This window comes from Frigidibacter sp. MR17.24 (assembly GCF_037095655.1).
GTDB lineage: Bacteria > Pseudomonadota > Alphaproteobacteria > Rhodobacterales > Rhodobacteraceae > Frigidibacter.
In genome coordinates this window covers 114,447-130,778 of record NZ_JBAWKE010000009.1, presented here as the reverse complement: position 1 = coordinate 130,778, position 16,332 = coordinate 114,447, and the positions used below count along the sequence as shown (strand labels likewise).

General features: G+C 72.1%; 19 protein-coding genes. 11 read left to right on the top strand and 8 right to left on the bottom strand.

Annotation, left to right across the window (positions count from 1 at the left end; translation table 11 throughout):
* On the top strand, nt 1–92 hold a 92-nt coding region (locus tag V8J39_RS20410; protein ID WP_336462166.1), incomplete at its 5' end, for an electron transfer flavoprotein subunit alpha.
* A 205-nt stretch (nt 93–297) separates the two neighbouring features.
* Here the strand turns inward: V8J39_RS20410 and V8J39_RS20405 are convergent.
* From V8J39_RS20405 to V8J39_RS20395, 3 genes are all read right to left on the bottom strand, one after another.
* Nucleotides 298–531: a DUF2842 domain-containing protein gene (locus V8J39_RS20405; protein ID WP_336462813.1), complete on the bottom strand. Its 234-nt coding sequence runs from the start codon at nt 529–531 to the stop codon at nt 298–300.
* A 5-nt stretch (nt 532–536) separates the two neighbouring features.
* On the bottom strand, nt 537–1,829 hold the full coding sequence (locus V8J39_RS20400; RefSeq protein WP_336462812.1) for an adenylosuccinate synthase: 1,293 nt from the start codon (nt 1,827–1,829) through the stop codon (nt 537–539).
* Between the two features lie 258 nt (nt 1,830–2,087).
* On the bottom strand, nt 2,088–2,510 hold the full coding sequence (locus V8J39_RS20395) for a YciI family protein (protein WP_336462811.1): 423 nt from the start codon (nt 2,508–2,510) through the stop codon (nt 2,088–2,090).
* 177 nt (nt 2,511–2,687) lie between these two features.
* Between V8J39_RS20395 and secG the strand changes: the two genes are divergently transcribed.
* Both secG and V8J39_RS20385 read left to right on the top strand, forming a co-directional pair.
* Nucleotides 2,688–3,137, top strand: a complete 450-nt coding sequence (secG, locus tag V8J39_RS20390; protein ID WP_442902623.1) for a preprotein translocase subunit SecG — start codon at nt 2,688–2,690, stop codon at nt 3,135–3,137.
* A 226-nt stretch (nt 3,138–3,363) separates the two neighbouring features.
* The gene (locus V8J39_RS20385) at nt 3,364–5,007 is read left to right on the top strand and encodes a CTP synthase (RefSeq protein ID WP_336462810.1); all 1,644 of its coding nucleotides are present in this window, start codon (nt 3,364–3,366) and stop codon (nt 5,005–5,007) included.
* Between the two features lie 25 nt (nt 5,008–5,032).
* On the opposite strand, the gene V8J39_RS20380 is transcribed toward V8J39_RS20385, so the two are convergent.
* Both V8J39_RS20380 and V8J39_RS20375 read right to left on the bottom strand, forming a co-directional pair.
* Nucleotides 5,033–5,374, bottom strand: coding sequence for a DMT family transporter (locus V8J39_RS20380; protein ID WP_336462809.1), 342 nt, complete (start codon nt 5,372–5,374; stop codon nt 5,033–5,035).
* A complete protein-coding gene (locus V8J39_RS20375; RefSeq protein WP_336462808.1) occupies nt 5,371–5,976 on the bottom strand; it encodes a TetR/AcrR family transcriptional regulator in 606 nt (201 codons plus the stop codon). Before V8J39_RS20375 ends, V8J39_RS20380 begins: the two co-directional genes overlap by 4 nt.
* 67 nt (nt 5,977–6,043) lie before the next feature.
* Between V8J39_RS20375 and V8J39_RS20370 the strand changes: the two genes are divergently transcribed.
* Nucleotides 6,044–6,925, top strand: coding sequence for a TIGR01459 family HAD-type hydrolase (locus V8J39_RS20370; protein WP_336462807.1), 882 nt, complete (start codon nt 6,044–6,046; stop codon nt 6,923–6,925).
* 52 nt (nt 6,926–6,977) lie between these two features.
* Here V8J39_RS20370 and V8J39_RS20365 read toward each other — a convergent pair whose 3' ends face one another.
* Together V8J39_RS20365 and V8J39_RS20360 are read right to left on the bottom strand one after the other, a co-directional pair.
* Nucleotides 6,978–8,795, bottom strand: coding sequence for an FUSC family protein (locus tag V8J39_RS20365; RefSeq protein ID WP_336462806.1), 1,818 nt, complete (start codon nt 8,793–8,795; stop codon nt 6,978–6,980).
* Nucleotides 8,792–9,328, bottom strand: a complete 537-nt coding sequence (locus V8J39_RS20360) for a MarR family winged helix-turn-helix transcriptional regulator (RefSeq protein ID WP_336462805.1) — start codon at nt 9,326–9,328, stop codon at nt 8,792–8,794. Before V8J39_RS20360 ends, V8J39_RS20365 begins: the two co-directional genes overlap by 4 nt.
* A gap of 234 nt (nt 9,329–9,562) precedes the next feature.
* Between V8J39_RS20360 and V8J39_RS20355 the strand changes: the two genes are divergently transcribed.
* The 6 genes from V8J39_RS20355 (at nt 9,563) to V8J39_RS20330 (ending at nt 14,266) form a co-directional block, all read left to right on the top strand.
* Nucleotides 9,563–10,006, top strand: a complete 444-nt coding sequence (locus tag V8J39_RS20355) for a MaoC family dehydratase (RefSeq protein WP_336462815.1) — start codon at nt 9,563–9,565, stop codon at nt 10,004–10,006.
* A 30-nt stretch (nt 10,007–10,036) separates the two neighbouring features.
* Nucleotides 10,037–10,984: a bifunctional riboflavin kinase/FAD synthetase gene (locus V8J39_RS20350; protein ID WP_336462804.1), complete on the top strand. Its 948-nt coding sequence runs from the start codon at nt 10,037–10,039 to the stop codon at nt 10,982–10,984.
* Between the two features lie 226 nt (nt 10,985–11,210).
* Nucleotides 11,211–12,029 carry a hypothetical protein gene (locus V8J39_RS20345; RefSeq protein ID WP_336462803.1) on the top strand — a complete coding sequence of 273 codons (819 nt, stop codon included), beginning with the start codon at nt 11,211–11,213 and terminating at the stop codon, nt 12,027–12,029.
* Between the two features lie 20 nt (nt 12,030–12,049).
* Entirely contained in the window at nt 12,050–12,595 is a 546-nt protein-coding gene (locus tag V8J39_RS20340) for a histidine phosphatase family protein (RefSeq protein ID WP_336462802.1), read from the top strand.
* Nucleotides 12,596–12,751: 156 nt separating this feature from the next.
* Entirely contained in the window at nt 12,752–13,213 is a 462-nt protein-coding gene (locus tag V8J39_RS20335; protein WP_336462801.1) for a YcgN family cysteine cluster protein, read from the top strand.
* Nucleotides 13,214–14,266 (top strand): threonine aldolase family protein, encoded by a 1,053-nt coding sequence (locus V8J39_RS20330; protein WP_336462800.1) that lies wholly within the window; start codon nt 13,214–13,216, stop codon nt 14,264–14,266.
* 21 nt (nt 14,267–14,287) lie between these two features.
* On the opposite strand, the gene V8J39_RS20325 is transcribed toward V8J39_RS20330, so the two are convergent.
* A complete protein-coding gene (locus V8J39_RS20325; RefSeq protein WP_336462799.1) occupies nt 14,288–15,127 on the bottom strand; it encodes an alpha/beta fold hydrolase in 840 nt (279 codons plus the stop codon).
* Between the two features lie 120 nt (nt 15,128–15,247).
* Between V8J39_RS20325 and V8J39_RS20320 the strand changes: the two genes are divergently transcribed.
* Entirely contained in the window at nt 15,248–16,267 is a 1,020-nt protein-coding gene (locus V8J39_RS20320; protein WP_336462798.1) for a ribose-phosphate pyrophosphokinase, read from the top strand.
* Nucleotides 16,268–16,332: the final 65 nt, after the last annotated feature.

The following is a 16,332-nucleotide window of genomic DNA, read 5'->3' as shown; positions in this document are numbered from 1 at the left end:
AGGACGAGGAAGCCCCGATCTTCCAGGTCGCCGATTACGGCCTGGTCGGCGACCTCTTCCAGCTCGTCCCGGAACTGACCCAGAAGGTCTGATCCCGCCGACAGGACACCGGAAAGGCCCGCCCCCCCGGCGGGCCTTTTTCATTGCCCCCACCCCGACTGGCAGCCCACCCCGACTGGCAGCCCGGCCTGGCGCCCCCAAGACGCGTTCCCGACGCGCGGCGAAGGCCGGCGCGGGCAGGCCGCCCGGTGCCGAGGATGACGGGACGCGCCAAGGCAAGCGTCGGGGGGAAAGCGGTCAGTCCCGGGCGTCGGGATCGGGCTGGCCGACGCCGCGGAACACGCGGCGGAACGGCAGCGCCCAGAGGAAGCCGAGGCCGAGGTAGACCCCCACCTCGGCCCAGATCGGCAGCCGCCCGAAGCGGGCGTCGAGCCAGTTCATCAGGCTGACCGCCACGACCACGTAGGCGGGCAGCCCGATCAGCAGGATCGCGAGCGACAGGCGCTTGCGGGCGCGGTATCCCAGCGCCACCCCGCTCAGTCCTCGAACGGGTCGGTGACGAGGATGGTGTCGTCGCGCTCGGGCGAGGTCGAGAGCAGCGCCACCGGGCAGTGGATCAGCTCCTCGATCCGGCGCACGTACTTGATCGCGGCCGCGGGCAGGTCGGCCCAGCTGCGCGCGCCCTGCGTGCTTTCCTGCCAGCCCTCCATCTCCTCGTAGACCGGGGTGACCTTGGCCTGCAGCGCGGCGGCGGTGGGCAGGTAGTCGTAGTGCTGGCCGTCGATCTCGTAGCCGGTGCAGATCTTCAGCGTCTCGAACCCGTCGAGCACGTCGAGCTTGGTGAGCGCGATGCCGGTCACGCCCGAGATCGCGCAGGTCTGGCGCACCAGCACCGCGTCGAACCAGCCGCAGCGGCGCTTGCGCCCGGTGACGGTGCCGAATTCGTGCCCGCGCTCGCCCAGGCGCTGGCCGTCGGCATCCTCAAGCTCGGTCGGGAACGGGCCCGAGCCGACGCGCGTGGTGTAGGCCTTCACGATCCCCAGCACGAAGCCGATGGCCGAGGGGCCAAGCCCGGTGCCGGTCGCGGCCATGCCCGACATCGTCGTCGACGAGGTCACGTAGGGATAGGTGCCGAAGTCGATGTCCAGAAGCGAGCCCTGCGCGCCCTCGAACAGGATACGCTTGCCGGCCTTGCGCATCTCGCCCAGCACCTTCCACACCGGCTGGGCGTATTGCAGCAGCTGGGGCGTGATCTCGGCCAGCTTCGCCTCCAGCTCGGCCCGGTCGATCGGCGTGGCGCCAAGGCCGGCGCGCAGCGGGTCGTGATGCGCCAGCAGCCGGTCGAGCCGCTGCGCCAGCGTCTCGGGATCGGCAAGGTCGGCGACGCGGATCGTGCGGCGGCCGACCTTGTCTTCATAGGCCGGGCCGATGCCGCGGCCGGTGGTGCCGATCTTGGCGCTGCCGGCGGCCTCTTCGCGGAACTTGTCGAGATCCTGGTGCAGCGGCAGGATCAGCGGCGTGTTCTCGGCGATCATCAGGTTGTCGGGGCTGATTTCGACGCCCTGCTTCGTCAGCTTGTCGATCTCGGAGAACAGCGCCCAGGGGTCGAGCACGACACCGTTGCCGATGACGGCGAGCTTGCCCTTGCGCACGATGCCCGAGGGCAGCAGCGACAGCTTGAACACGTCGTTGCCGATGACCAGCGTGTGGCCCGCGTTGTGACCGCCCTGGAAGCGCGCGATCACGTCGGCGCGCTCGCTCAGCCAGTCGACGATCTTGCCCTTGCCCTCGTCGCCCCACTGGGCGCCGACCACCACGACATTCGCCATCGGTTCTCTCCTCGGCCGTCAAACAGCCGCCCGTATAGCCTGCACGGGCGCCGGGGGAAACCCGGGAAAACATCGCGCGGGCGGGGATTGTCGGCCGGGCCGCGTCCCGCGCCCAGCGGGTGCCCGCCCGCGGTTACAGATACCGGTCCCTGCTCCCGCCCCCTGCCCGCGGGCCCTGCCCGCCGCAGACCGCCTCCGCGCGGGTCGCGGCCGGGCACGCGGCCCTGCGCGGCCCTGGGCAGTTCTGGGCGGACCGGATCACGCCGACCCGGTCTGCGCGCGCAGCGCGGCCTCGCGCGCGGCAAGGTCGGGCGACAGCGCGGGGCCGAAATCCTCGGGCGCGTAGATCGGCCGGATCTCGATCTCGCTCGGGCCCGGCATCGGATTCGGCGCCCGCAGCACCCAGGCGATCGCCGCGTCCAGATCCTCGACCTCCCAGATCCAGAAGCCCGCGACCAGTTCCGAGACCGCCGCGAAGGGACCGGGCCGGATCGTGCGCGTCGTGCCGTCGAAGGCGACCCGCGCCCCGGCCCGGCTGGGCTTCAGCCCGTCGCCCGCGCGCAGCACGCCCGCCGCCGCCAGCTCCTCGTTGAACCGCCCCATCGCCTCGAGCGCCTCGGGCGTGGGCATCAGCCCCGCCTCGCTGTCTTCGGTCGCCTTGACCAGAACCATCACCCGCATGGCCGCTCCTCCCGCTGCCCGCGCCCTCCCGGCGCGCGGGTGATGATGCGGCGCCGGCGGACCTGCGCCAAGCGCCGATCGGGCGACGCACCGGCAGTCGGGCCGATTACCGCCTTGCGCCCTGCGACCCATCCGCCTAGATAAGCGCGTCAGATTCAGAGGACCGATCCAGGGCTCATGGAAAACGTCATCCTTACCGTCCACCTCATCCTCGCGCTGCTGCTGATCGGCGTCGTGCTGCTTCAGCGCTCCGAAGGCGGTGGCCTCGGCATGGGCGGTGGCGGCGGCGGCGGCGTGATGACCGGCCGCCAGGCCGCCAACGCGCTGACCCGGCTGACCTGGATCTTCGCCGCGGCCTTCATCGCGACCTCGATCGCGCTGACGCTGATCGCCGCCCGCGAAGCCTCGACCGGCTCGGTCATCGACCAGATCGGCGCGACGCCCTCGGCCCCGGCCGAGACCGGCACCGCCCCGGCCCCGGCCTTCGATCTCGCGCCGCCCTCGGCCGACTCGCCGGTGACCCCGCCCGCGGCCGACGCCCCGGCGACCCCGCCGGCTGCCGATGCGCCCGCGACGGCGCCCGCCGCCGACGGCGCGGCCCCGGCCACCCCGCCCGCGTCCAACTAAGGGCGGGCGGCCCCGGACTGACCCTCCGCGTCGCGGTCCGCCGCGCCGCAGGGGCCGGTGTCTCGGCCCGAAACACACAACAGTTGGGATTTCATTCAAACCGGATCACATGATCTGGTGTGGCATCTTGCGGCCTCGGGCCGAATCTGCCATTAAGAAATCCCGTGATGCCCGGCACTCGAAACGCCGGGCGCTTAGCTTTTGAAAGATCACGGGGAGCCCCTTCATGGCGAGATATGTGTTCATCACCGGCGGCGTGGTGTCTTCGCTCGGCAAGGGCCTGGCCTCGGCAGCCCTCGGCGCCCTTCTTCAGGCGCGCGGCTTCTCGGTCCGCCTGCGCAAGCTCGATCCCTACCTGAACGTCGACCCGGGCACGATGAGCCCGTTCGAACACGGCGAGGTCTTCGTCACCGACGACGGCGCCGAGACCGACCTCGACCTCGGGCATTACGAGCGCTTCACCGGGGTCGCCGCGCGCAAGACCGACAGCGTGTCCTCGGGCCGGATCTACTCGAACGTGCTCGAGAAGGAGCGCCGGGGCGAATACCTTGGCAAGACCATCCAGGTCATTCCGCACGTCACCAACGAGATCAAGGACTTCCTCGCCGTGGGCGAGGACGAGGTCGATTTCATGCTGTGCGAGATCGGCGGCACCGTCGGCGACATCGAGGGGCTGCCGTTCTTCGAGGCGATCCGCCAGTTCGCACAGGACAAGCCCCGCGGCGAATGCATCTTCATGCACCTGACGCTGCTGCCCTACGTGGCGGCGAGCGGCGAGCTGAAGACCAAGCCCACCCAGCACTCGGTCAAGGAACTGCGCTCGATCGGGATCGCGCCCGACGTGCTGGTGTGCCGGTCCGAACACCCGATCCCGGTGAAGGAGCGCGAGAAGATCGCGCTGTTCTGCAACGTGCGCAAGGAGGCGGTGATCGCCGCCCCGGACCTGCGCACGATCTACGAGGCGCCGCTGGCCTATCACCGCGAGGGGCTGGACCAGGCGGTGCTGGACGCCTTCGGGATCTCGCCCGCGCCGCGGCCGAACCTGACGCGCTGGGAAGACGTGATGGACCGCCTGACCCATGCCGAGGGCGAGGTGAAGGTGGCGATCGTCGGCAAGTACACGCAGCTGGAAGACGCCTACAAGTCGATCGCCGAGGCGCTGACCCACGGCGGCATGGCCAACCGGGTGCGCGTGAAGTCCGAGTGGATCGACAGCGAGATCTTCGAACGCGAGGACCCCGCCCCCTATCTCGAGAACTACCACGCGATCCTCGTGCCCGGCGGCTTCGGCGAGCGCGGCACCGAGGGCAAGATCCGCGCCGCGCAATTCGCGCGCGAGCACAAGATCCCCTATCTCGGCATCTGCCTCGGCATGCAGATGGCGGTGATCGAGGCGGCGCGCAACCTTGCCGGGCTGGAAGACGCGGGCAGCGAGGAATTCGACCACGAGGCCGGCAAGAAGCGCTTCACCCCGGTCGTCTACCACCTGAAGGAATGGGTGCAGGGCAACCACAAGGTCGAGCGCAAGCTGTCGGACGACAAGGGCGGCACGATGCGGCTGGGCGCCTATACCGCGCATCTGGCCGAGGGCTCGACCGTGGCGCGGGTCTATGGCGCGGCGCAGATCGAGGAGCGTCACCGCCACCGCTACGAGGTCGACATCAAGTATCGCGAGAAGCTCGAGACCTGCGGGCTGTGGTTCTCGGGCATGTCGCCCGACGGCCGCCTGCCCGAGATCGTCGAGGTCAAGGACCACCCGTGGTACATCGGCGTGCAGTTCCACCCCGAGCTGAAGTCGAAACCCTTCGAGCCGCACCCGCTGTTCGCCGATTTCGTCCGCGCCGCGGTCGACGTCAGCCGGCTGGTCTGAGCCCCGCCGGATCCGCGCCGCGCCGTCAGTGCGGCGCGGCCTTGGAAAACAGGTTCACGATCAGGATCCCCGTGACGATGAACCCCAGCCCCACCAGCGCCGCGGTATCCAGGCGCTGGCGGAACACCACGTAGCCGATGATCGACAGCAGCACGATCCCGAGGCCCGACCAGATCGCGTAGGTCACGCCCACCGGCAGCGTCTTCAGCACGATCGACAGGCACCAGAACGACGCCGCATAGCTGAGCCCGACCCCGATCGAGGGCAGCAGCCGCGTGAACTGCTGGCTTTGCTGCAACAGCGTCGTGCCGACGACCTCGAAGAAGATCGCCACCACCAGGATCGCATAGGTCGCCGCCGGGATCATCGCCCGCCCTCCCCTTCCGTCATCGCCACAATCGCGTCGACCATCGCCGCCCGCGCCTCGTCCCCGGGCGCGGTGCCGCACAGGTCCGCAAGCCACAGCCCGTCCGCCGCCAGCCGCGCCATCGCCAGCCGGCTGTCCCCGGTCTCGCCCGCCTCGGCCACCCGGGCCGACAGCCACCCGCCCCAGCGGTCGCGCAGCACCGGATCGGACAGCATCGCGAAGGACGCCGCCGCCCACAGCCGCTCCGACCCCACCGAATCGGGCGCGGTCACCGCGCGCGCATAGGCGCGCGAGAACCGGCCCGCCGGCAGCGGATCGCCCGCCATCGTCTCGGCCAGCGCCGCCTCGAACCGCGCGATCAGGTCGTCGAACAGCGCGGTGACCAGCGCCGCCTTCGACGGGAAATGGTGAAAGAACCCGCCCTTGGCCACGCCCGCGGCCCGGCACACCGCCTCGACCGTCAGCGCGCCAAGGCCGCGCCCGACCGCCTGCGCGGCGGCGGCGTCCAGGATCTCGCGGCGGAGCTTCGCGGGCTCCTTGGGGCGGCGGGCGATCGACATGGGCCAGCCGTAACCGACCATATGGTCGGTTTCAAGATCCATTCGCTTGCACCCCGCCCCCGCCCGCGCGATAGAAGGGCGAAATCCCCCTTGCGACGAAGGGCCTGACATGACCCGCATCCTCACCCATCTGGCCGAGATCGGCCAAGACTACGACGCGCTGTTCTGCGACCTGTGGGGCTGCGTCCACAACGGCATCGCGCCCTGGCCCGAGGCGGTGGCCGCGCTGCAGGCCTACCGGCAGGGCGGCGGCCGGGTGATCCTGCTCACCAACGCGCCGCGCCCGCGCCAGTTCGTCATCGCCCAGCTCGACCGCCTCGGCGTGCCGCGCGACGCCTGGGACGATGTCGTGACCTCGGGCGACGCGGCGCAGGACGCGATGTTCGCCGGCGCGGCCGGCCGCCGGGTCTGGTTCATCGGCACCGAGAAGGACCTGGGGTTCTTCGACGACGTGCCGCCCGAACACGCGGACGCGGCGCCGATCGAGCGGGTCGCGCTGTCGGATGCGCAGGGCATCGTCTGCACCGGCCCGTTCGACGAGTTCAACGAGACGCCCGAGGATTACCGCGCGCAGCTGATCTTCGCCAAGACCAAGGGGATGAAGCTGCTGTGCGCCAACCCCGACATCGTCGTCGACATGGGCGACAAGCGGATCTACTGCGCCGGCGCGATCGCCGAGCTTTATGACCGGATGGGCGGCGAAAGCCTGTATTTCGGCAAGCCGCACCACCCGATCTACGACCTCGCGCGGCGCCGGATGGTGGCGGCGGGCGGGCCCGAGCAGGCGCGGATCCTGTGCATCGGCGACGGCATCCGCACCGACGTGCGCGGCGCGGTGGACGAGGGGCTGGACGTGGTCTTCGTCACCGGCGGCCTTGCCGCCGAAAGCTTCGGCTCCGATGTCGAGAACCCGGACCCGGACCTGCTGCGCGACTGGCTGAAGGCCGAGGATTACGAGGGGATCGCCTTCGCCATCGGCCGCCTGCGCTAGGCCCCCGATACCCCGCGGGCGCTGGCACCGGGGCCGATGCGGGGGGCGGCCGTCAGGCGCCCAGGCCCCGCGCGGCGGTGTCCAGCACGGCGCGGTCGATCCCCGGCATCCCGGCCCGCGCCGCGCGCACCAGCGTCGCGCGCGCGCGCCCCGGCTCGGTCGCCAGCCGCGCCAGCCGCGCCAGCACCACCCGCGCGCGCCGCGCCGGCCCCGGCTCGGGGCCGCGGGCGATCTCGCCCAGCTGCGCGATCGCCGCGCCCAGCGCGACCAGCCCCAGCGCCTCGTCGGCGGCGCCCGCCGTCGCCCGGGCCGAACGCTCGGCCCAGAACATCGTCACCAGCGCCCGGTGCGCCACCCGGCTGCGCCGCGCGCCGTGACGCCCGGTGCCGCGGGCCCGCCCGGCCGCCTGCGCCTGCAGCTCGACAAGCGCGGCGCGGCGCAGCTCGGCCACGCGCACCGCGGCGCTGCGCGGGAACACCAGCCGGAACGCCACCAGCGCGATCAGCGGCGCCGCGACGACCGCGCCGCCCGCCTCGAGCGAGGTCCAGCCCCCCATCGTCGCCGGGAACACCGGCTGCAGCAGCAGCAGCACGACCATGTTGTAGTCGAACCCCATCACCGCGCTGCGCCGGTGCGACGCGATCAGCGCCCCCAGCGCGATGAAGGGCAGGATCAGCAGCACCTGCCCCCACTCGCCCCCGGCCAGCGGCCAGACCAGCCAGCGGCAGGCCAGCGCCCCCAGCGCCCCCAGCGCCTGCCCCATCGCCACCTTCGGCAGCACCTTCAGCGGGTTCTCGAAGGTCGAGAAGATCGAGGTCATGATCGCTGCGCCCAGCATCATGTAGCCGCCCATCGGCCAGCCGCTGACCAGCCAGAACGCCCCCACCGCCAGCAGCGTCCCCGCGCCGCGCAGCAGCGCCGCCCGCGCCCCGGCCCAGTCGCGGTGCAGCGCCGTGACCGGCAGCGCGCCGCTCGCGTCGCGGCCCCGCGGCGCCTCGCCCGCCAGCGCCGCCGCCAGCCGCCCCAGCGCATCGGCCAGCGCCGGCGGCGCCAGCGCGCCGGCCCGGCGCAGCGCGACCGGGTCGGTCCCGGCCTCGGCCAGCGCGCCGGCAAGATCCGGCCCCGCCACCGCCCGGCCCCGCGCCCAGACCATCAGGTCCAGCGCCGCGACCAGTCCCGCGCGCACGTGGCGCACGCCGCGGCGCGCGCCCATCGACCCGGCGGCGGCCAGGTCGAGGCCCGCCTCGACCCGCGCAAGCTCGGCCACCAGCGCGGCCTCGTCGGCGGCGCGGGCGGCGGCGCTTCGCGGCGCGCCGCTCGCGGCGACATGCGCCAGCACCCGCTGCGCCACCGCCCGGAACGCCGCGACCGAGGGCGCGATGCCGCCCGCGCGGGCGAAGACCAGCCCGCCGGCCAGCGCCACCGCGACCCCCAGCCCCACCGTCGCGACCCGGTCGGCCCCCAGCGCCCAGATCCGGTCGGGATGCGCCGCGTCGAGCAGCGCCACCATCGCCGCGGTATAGCCCGCCAGCATCGCGCCATAGCTCGCGAAGCCGCGCAGCAGGTTGCCCGCCGCGGCCGCCAGCCCCAGCCAGACCGAGATCCCGACCACCAGCCAGGGCAGCGCGCCCCCCGACACCGCCATCAGCGCCATGCCATAGGCCGCGCCGACCAGCGTGCCCGCCATGCGATAGCCCGCCTTCTCGATCGCGTGGCCGCGCATCGGCTGCGACGCGGCCCAGACCGTCATCGCCGCCCACTGCGGATGCTCAAGCCCCAGCGCCTGCCCGGCGATCAGCGCCAGCGCCGCGCCCGCGGCCACCCGCGCCGCATAGGCCAGCGCATCGCGATCGAACCCCAGCCCCGTCATCTCACCCGCTCCCGCATCGCCGCCGCGGCCGTGCCGCCGCCCGTGGCCCCGCCCGCCGCCGGCTCCGCCGGCCGGGCCGTCTCCGGGGCCGGCTGCCCCTCCATGCCCTCGATCCGCCCCGCCACGCCCTGCAGCAGCCGCAGGAACCGCGCCGCTTCGGCATCGGGCAGGCCGGCAAGCATCTCCTCTTCCGCCGCGACCAGCACCGGGCGCAGCTCGGCCACCGCCGCCTGCCCCGCCGCCGTCAGGTCAAGCCGCCGCGCCCGGCGATCCGCGGGATCGACCCGCCGCTCGACCAGCCCGCGCGCCGCCAGCGCGTCCAGCACCCGCACCAGCCCCGAGGCATCGACCCCGATCCGCGCCGCAAGCTCGGCCTGCGTCAGCCCGCCGCCCAGCCGCGCCAAGTGCACCAGCACCGGCCAGCCGGCCTCGCCATGGCCCAGGGGCGCCAGCCGCTGGTCCAGCACCCGCCGCCAGCGCCGCGCCAGCTGCGCCATCACCAGCCCGATCTCGAGTCGTTCCTGTTGTGTCATGCGCCATTAGATGACATCGCAATGATTTCAATGCAAGTGGCCAGCCCGCAATCATTCCGCAATATAATTACGACCAACGTGCGATTGCCGCCACATTCTTTCGGTGCCATATTGACGCAACCCCCGGTCGCGCTATGCTGCACTGCAACGAAGCCCGGCATCACGGCACGGGGCGGGCGCGGCCGGGCACTCCCCGGCCGGACACCACTGATCTCGGGACGAGGAGCGGGAATGATGCTCGACAACCTGCCGCGCGGCACGATCTGCATCGAGGATCTCGAGATCGGGATGACGCGCCATCTCGACAAGACCGTGACCGACACCGACATAGAGATGTTCGCCGAGGTCTCGACCGACCGCAATCCGGTGCATCTCGACGAGGCCTATGCCCGCGAGACGATGTTCCACGGCCGCATCGCGCACGGCATGCTGACCGCCGGGCTGATCTCGGCCGTGATCGGCGAGCAGCTGCCCGGCCACGGCACCGTCTACCTCGGCCAGACGCTGAAGTTCATGGCCCCCGTGCGCCCCGGCGACCGGGTCCACGCCGAGGTGCGGGTGACCGCGATCGACCATGCCCGGCGCCGGGTGACCCTTGAAACCCTGTGCAGCGTGGGTGATACGGTGGTCCTGAAGGGCGAGGCGACGGTACTGGCGCCAAGCCGAAAGTTCGACTGATCCGGCGGGCAGCCCCCGCGACGGGGGACGATGCAACGGCACGGTGACTGGCAGGCCATCGCGGCAGGGGCGCGCGGCGCTTCGGTGGCGATGGGCAATTTCGACGGGGTCCATCTCGGCCACCAGGCGGTGATCCGCGCCGCGCGGGACGCAGCCCCCGGGGCCCCGCTCGGCGTCGTCACCTTCGAACCCCACCCGCGCGAATTCTTCGCCCGCCACCGCGGCGACGCGGCCCAGCCCGCCTTCCGGCTGATGGATGCCGATGCCCGCGCCAGCCGGCTCGGCAAGCTGGGGGTCGCGCAGCTCTACGAGCTGAAATTCGATGCTGCACTCGCAGCAATGTCGGCCGAGGACTTCGCCCGCGAGGTGCTGGCCCGCGGTCTCGGCATCAGCCATGTCACCGTTGGCGCCGATTTCGAATTCGGCCGCGGCCGGTCGGGCAATGCCGCCGTGCTGGCCGATCTCGGGCGCCGGTTCGGCTTCGGCGTGACGGTGCTGCCGCTGCTTGCGGCGAACGCCACCCGGGTCTCGTCGACCGCGATCCGCCGCCTGCTGTCAGAGGGCCACCCGCGCGAGGCCAAGGAGCTGCTGGGGCACTGGCACCGGATCGAGGGCCCGGTGATCCACGGCGAGAAGCGCGGGCGCGAACTGGGCTATCCCACCGCGAACATGGCCGTCGGGGGGCTGCACCTGCCGCGGCTCGGGGTCTACGCGGTCAAGGCCGACGTGCTCGACGGTCCGCAGGCGGGCAGCTATGGCGGCGCGGCCTCGCTGGGGGTGCGGCCGATGTTCGGCGAGAACACCCCCAACCTCGAGACCTTCCTGTTCGACTTTTCGGGCGACCTCTACGGCAAGCGGCTGTCGGTCGCCTTCATCGACTACCTGCGCCCCGAGCTGAAATTCGACGGCCTGCCCGCGCTGATGGCGCAGATGGAGGCCGACTGCGCCCGCGCGCGAGAGATCCTGTCGGCGAGCTGAACCGCGCTCCGCGACCGCCTCGTTCCCGGCCGGCGGCCGGCGGCAGTCGGGGGCGATACGTCAGGGCATGTGTCGACGTCGCCACGCGCCCGAACAATCCCGTCCGCCCCGCCCGCGCGACCGCGCTGCGCGCGCGAAAGGCCTTGAGCGTCCCGCGAACGCCGGGCACCGTGGCGGCGGAAACGAGGGGGCCAAGGCTCCGGATCACGAATCAGGAGGCCTGCCCATGCCCACCGCGCTGTTGCCCCGCATCCGGCGTTTCGCCGCGGCGGCTTCTCTCGTCTGCGCCACCTTCGCCTCCAGCGTCGCCGGCGCCGCCACGCTCGATTTCGACTTCATCGAAGACACGATCGACACGGTGTTCTCGCAGGCCTCGTTCGGGACCAGCACGATCGACGTGCGCTTCAACACCGCGCAGACGCTGGTCGCGCCCGACTTCGTCAACCTGACCTACGACGCCTATGGCGGCGAGTTCCGCGACCTCCCCGGCAATTCGGGCGGCCGCCTGCCCGCGACCGCCAGCGCGGCGCTGAAGACCATCAAACTCTACCTCGTGGACAGCTTCGTCACCGTGTCGGGCGAGCTCAGCAACGTGCTGGGCCTGGGCTGGCTCGGCGCGCCCGGCGTGGCCGTCGCCGCCGACCGGCTGCTTGGCGCGGGCTACAACGCGCTCACCCTGCCGATCGCCATCGCGCACGAGATCGGGCACAATCTCGGGCTGGGCCACCTCGCGACCACCGCCGACGCGAACAACCTGATGTATCCGACGCTGCCGTCCGTGACGACGATGGCGCGCACGGCCCTGACGCTGTCGCAGGTGCAGACGATCCTGACCAGCACGCTGCTGCAGACCGACGCCAGCGGCAGCCTGTTCCTGACCGTGCAGCCGATCTACGTCACGGCCGCCGCGGTGGTGCCCCCCCCGACGCCGGCACCGGTGCCGCTGCCGGCCACGGGCCTGCTGATGATCGTCGCCATCGCGCCGATCGCGGCGTTGCGCCGCCGGCGCCGCCGCGCGACCGGGCCCGCCCGCTGCGCGGCCTGATCTTCATCACCCACCCCGAGGTGATCGTCGACCCTGCCCGCGACATCCGCCGCTGGCAGCTTTCCCCGACCGGCATCGCCCGGATGCGCGCCTTCGCCGCCAGCCCTTCGGCGGCGGCGATCGCCACGATCCGCGCCTCGGCCGAGACCAAGGCGATCGAGGCCGCGGGCCTGCTCGCGGCCGCGCGCGGCCTGCCGGTCTCGGTCGACGCTGAATTCGGCGAGAACGACCGCTCGGCCACGGGCTTCCTGCCCCCGACCGAGTTCGAGGCCACCGCCGACCGCTTCTTCGCCGCCCCCGAGACCGCGGTCCGCGGCTGGGAGACCGCGGTCGCGGCACAGGCACGCGTGGTCGCGGCGACCGCGCGGCTGCTGGATGCGGCCCCCGCCACGGGCGACATCGCCATCGTCGCCCATGGCGCCGTCGGCACGCTGCTGTGGTGCCACCTCGCGGGCCTGCCGATCGCGCGCAGCCACGACCAGCCGTTCCAGGGACATTTCTGGCGCATCGACCTGCCCGACCGGCGACCGCGGCACGGCTGGCGGCCGATCGCGCCGCGGGCCTGACCGGCCCCATGGCCGGTCCCGTGGCCCAGGCCGGGAATGAACGGCACCTGACCCGACCGCGCGTTGGGGGTGCACAGGGGGTGCACGCCATGTGCACGCCGGGCCCCTCCGCATCACCCCCTTTTCGCCGCCCCCGAACCGCGTATGGTGCGCGCCATGCCGAAGGCCCCTTCCCCCTCGCTCCGCCCCCGATTCTGGGAGCTGCCGCTCGACCGGCTGACGCCGCCGGAATGGGAGGCGCTCTGCGACGGCTGCGGCAAGTGCTGCCTCAACAAGATCGAGTTCGAGGACAACGGCGAACTGGCCTTCACCCGCATCGCCTGCCGCCTGCTCGACGGCGAAAGCTGCCGCTGCTCGCGCTACGACACCCGCCACCAGTATGTCCCCGAATGCGTCCGGCTCTCGCCCGAGTCGCTCAAGGACATTGCCTACTGGATGCCCTCGACCTGCGCCTACCGCCTGCGCCATTTCGGCAAGTCCTTGCCCGAATGGCATTATCTGGTGTCGGGCGACCCGGAGGCGGTCCATGCCGCCGGCCAGTCCGTGCGCGGCTGGACCGTGTCCGAGGTCGAGGTCGCCGAAGAGGACTGGGAAGACCACATCATCGAGGACCTCTGAATGTTCTTCGCCTCCGACAACTCCTCGCCCGCCGCGCCGCAGGTGATGGCCGCCCTCGCCGCCGCCAACGAGGGCTATGCCATGCCCTATGGCCGCGACGCGATCATGGACCGGGTCCGTGCCCGGATCCGCGAGATCTTCGAGGCGCCCGAGGCGGCGGTCTACCTCGTGGCCACCGGCACGGCGGCCAATTCGCTGTCGCTCGCGATCCTGTGCCAGCCCTGGCAGGGGGTGTTCTGCCACCGCAACGCCCATGTCGAGGAAGACGAATGCGGCGCGCCCGAATTCTTCATCGGCGGCGGCAAGATGGTGCTGGTCGAGGGCGAGCACGCGAAGATGACCCCCGACGCGCTGCGCCGCCAGATCCAGTTCACCGGCCGCGGCGGCATCCACAACATCCAGCGCGGCGCGGTCAGCATCACCAATGCGACCGAGCACGGCACCGTCTATTTCCCGGGCGAGATCCGCAAGCTGACCGCGGTCGCCAGGGAATTCGGCCTGCCGGTGCACATGGACGGCGCGCGCTTCACCAACGCGCTGGTCGCGACCGGGGCGAGCGCGGCCGACATGACCTGGCGCGCGGGCGTCGACGTGCTGTCCTTCGGCGGCACCAAGAACGGCTGCGCCGGCGTCGAGGCGGTGGTGATCTTCGACCCCAAGCGCGCCCAGGAGTTCGAATTCCGGCGCAAGCGCGGCGGGCACCTGTTCTCGAAGCACCGCTACCTGTCGGCGCAGATGGACGCCTATCTGACCGACGGCCTGTGGCTGGACCTCGCGCGCCGCGCCAATGCCGCGGCGGGCCGGCTGTCGACCGGGATCCTGCAGGTGCCGGGCACCAAGCTCGTGCACCCGACCGAGGCGAACGCGGTCTTCGCCGCTTTCCCCCGCGCCGCGCACCGCCGGGCGCAGGACGCGGGCGCGGCCTATTACCTGTGGCCCGGCGACCAGCCGCTCGACGGCCCCGACGCCGAGCCGCTGGCGGCGCGGATGGTCTGTTCGTGGTCGACCACGGCCGAGGACATCGACCGCTTCCTCGGCCTTGTCCGCGGCTGAAACGCGCGGTCCGGGACCTAACTAGGGACCTGACCGGCCGAGGCCCGGGAAGGCCGCGGCCAGCGCCGCCGCCAGTGCGGCGGGATGGGTCACGGGCAGCATGTGGCCCGCGCCCGCCACCACCTGCTCGCGCGCGCCGGGGATGGCGCGGGCGAGGATGCGCACCACCTCGGCCCCGGTCGGGGGCGACAGCGCCCCGCGCAGCAGCAGCACCGGCAGCGACAGCGTGCCCAGCCGCGGCAGGATCGCGGCGGGATCGGTGTCGTTGACCCATTCGATCGCCGCCATCAGCGGCATCCGCGCGCAGAAATAGGCGCGCTGCCGCGCCGGCAGATCCGCCCAAGCCTGCCCCCCGCCCCACAGATCGAGAAAGCCGCGCGTCGCCGCCTCGACCCGGCCCGCGGCCAGATCGGCGCGGAACCCCGCCGCGTCGGCCATGTGACGGTCCCAGAGCGGGTGGCCGCGCAGCGCCGCGAACAGCACCGGCTCGACCAGCGCCAGCCCCGCGAGCCGCCCGGGCCGCGCCAGCGCCGCCGCGAGCGCCACGACGCCGCCGAAGGAATGGCCCAGCAGCAGCGGCGGCGCCGGGGCGGCATCGATTTCCGCAAGCACCGGGGCGAGGGCCTGCGACAGGTAGTCGCCGCCGGGGTGATGGGCGCCCGCGTAGTCGGGGCCGCGGCCGTGGCCCGGCAGGTCATGCGCCACCACCCGCGCCCGGCCCGACAGCGCCTCGGCCAGACCGGCGAAGGCCCGTGCCCGCGCCAGCGAGCAGTGCACCGCCAGCACCAGCCCCGGCCCCGCCCCCAGATGCAGCACGCCCGCCGCCGCCGGTGCCGGGGTGGTGTCGCCGTGATCGCCCATGCCAGAAAGTCCCGCCCGCGGCGCCCCGCTGCGGCGCTTGGATTTGCGGCAAGGCTAGGCCGGTGCTAAGGGGGGCGCAATCGCGCGAATCCGTCACGTTGCGGAACACAGGATCCCCAGATGCCCGTCATGACCGAACCGAAGCTCATCTCCGGCAATGCCAACAAGACCCTCGCCCAGGCCATCGCGCGGCGGATGTCGATGCACCGGGGGATGAACGTCGGCCTCGTCGACGCCCGGGTCGAGCGCTTCAACGACCAGGAGATCTTCGTCGAGGTCTTCGAGAACGTCCGCGGCGAGGACATGTTCGTCATCCAGCCGACCTCGAACCCGGCCAATGACAACCTGATGGAACTGCTGATCATCACCGACGCGCTGAAACGCTCGTCGGCGGCGCGCATCACCGCCGTGATCCCCTATTTCGGCTATGCCCGCCAGGACCGCCGCGCCAAGGCCCGCACGCCGATCTCGGCCAAGCTGGCCGCGAACCTGCTGACCACCGCCGGCATCGACCGGGTGCTGACGCTCGACCTGCACGCCGCCCAGATCCAGGGCTTCTTCGACATCCCGGTCGACAACCTCTATGCCTCGCCGATCTTCGCCCTGGACATCGAGCATCACTTCAAGGGCCGGATGGACGAGCTGATGGTGGTCTCGCCCGACGTCGGCGGCGTCGCCCGCGCGCGCGAGCTGGCCAAGCGGATCAACGCGCCCCTCGCCATCGTCGACAAGCGCCGCGAGAAGGCCGGCGAAGTCGCCGAGATGACGGTCATCGGCGACGTGAGCGACCAGGTCTGCATCATCGTCGACGACATGTGCGACACCGCCGGCACGCTGTGCAAGGCGGCCGAGCTGCTGATCCAGCACGGTGCCAAGGAAGTGCATGCCTACACCACCCATGGCGTGCTCTCGGGCCCGGCGGTCGAGCGCGTGACCAAGTCGGTGCTGAAAAGCCTGGTGATCACCGACTCGATCGAGCCGACGCCCGCGGTCCGCGCCTGCCCCAACATCCGCATCGTGCCGACCGCACCGATGTTCGCCCAGGCGATCCTGAACACCTGGAACGGCACCTCGGTGTCGAGCCTGTTCGAGACCGAGACGCTGGTGCCGATCTACGAGGGCTTCTACTCCAAGGCCTGACCGGCCCCGCAACCGGGGGCGCTTTTGGACGCGCGCGGCTGGCCGGCCGCGCGCGTCTTCGTTTG

Bases quoted from the DNA above. Each gene is read 5' to 3' on its own strand.
- V8J39_RS20400 (WP_336462812.1), bottom strand. From the start codon at position 1,829: ATGGCGAATGTCGTGGTGGTCGGCGCCCAGTGGGGCGACGAGGGCAAG.
- V8J39_RS20395 (WP_336462811.1), bottom strand. From the start codon at position 2,510: ATGCGGGTGATGGTTCTGGTCAAGGCGACCGAAGACAGCGAGGCGGGG.
- secG (WP_442902623.1), top strand. From the start codon at position 2,688: ATGGAAAACGTCATCCTTACCGTCCACCTCATCCTCGCGCTGCTGCTG.
- V8J39_RS20385 (WP_336462810.1), top strand. From the start codon at position 3,364: ATGGCGAGATATGTGTTCATCACCGGCGGCGTGGTGTCTTCGCTCGGC.
- V8J39_RS20380 (WP_336462809.1), bottom strand. From the start codon at position 5,374: ATGATCCCGGCGGCGACCTATGCGATCCTGGTGGTGGCGATCTTCTTC.
- V8J39_RS20375 (WP_336462808.1), bottom strand. From the start codon at position 5,976: ATGGATCTTGAAACCGACCATATGGTCGGTTACGGCTGGCCCATGTCG.
- V8J39_RS20370 (WP_336462807.1), top strand. From the start codon at position 6,044: ATGACCCGCATCCTCACCCATCTGGCCGAGATCGGCCAAGACTACGAC.
- V8J39_RS20365 (WP_336462806.1), bottom strand. From the start codon at position 8,795: ATGACGGGGCTGGGGTTCGATCGCGATGCGCTGGCCTATGCGGCGCGG.
- V8J39_RS20360 (WP_336462805.1), bottom strand. From the start codon at position 9,328: ATGACACAACAGGAACGACTCGAGATCGGGCTGGTGATGGCGCAGCTG.
- V8J39_RS20355 (WP_336462815.1), top strand. From the start codon at position 9,563: ATGCTCGACAACCTGCCGCGCGGCACGATCTGCATCGAGGATCTCGAG.
- V8J39_RS20350 (WP_336462804.1), top strand. From the start codon at position 10,037: ATGCAACGGCACGGTGACTGGCAGGCCATCGCGGCAGGGGCGCGCGGC.
- V8J39_RS20345 (WP_336462803.1), top strand. From the start codon at position 11,211: ATGCCCACCGCGCTGTTGCCCCGCATCCGGCGTTTCGCCGCGGCGGCT.
- V8J39_RS20335 (WP_336462801.1), top strand. From the start codon at position 12,752: ATGCCGAAGGCCCCTTCCCCCTCGCTCCGCCCCCGATTCTGGGAGCTG.
- V8J39_RS20330 (WP_336462800.1), top strand. From the start codon at position 13,214: ATGTTCTTCGCCTCCGACAACTCCTCGCCCGCCGCGCCGCAGGTGATG.
- V8J39_RS20325 (WP_336462799.1), bottom strand. From the start codon at position 15,127: ATGGGCGATCACGGCGACACCACCCCGGCACCGGCGGCGGCGGGCGTG.
- V8J39_RS20320 (WP_336462798.1), top strand. From the start codon at position 15,248: ATGCCCGTCATGACCGAACCGAAGCTCATCTCCGGCAATGCCAACAAG.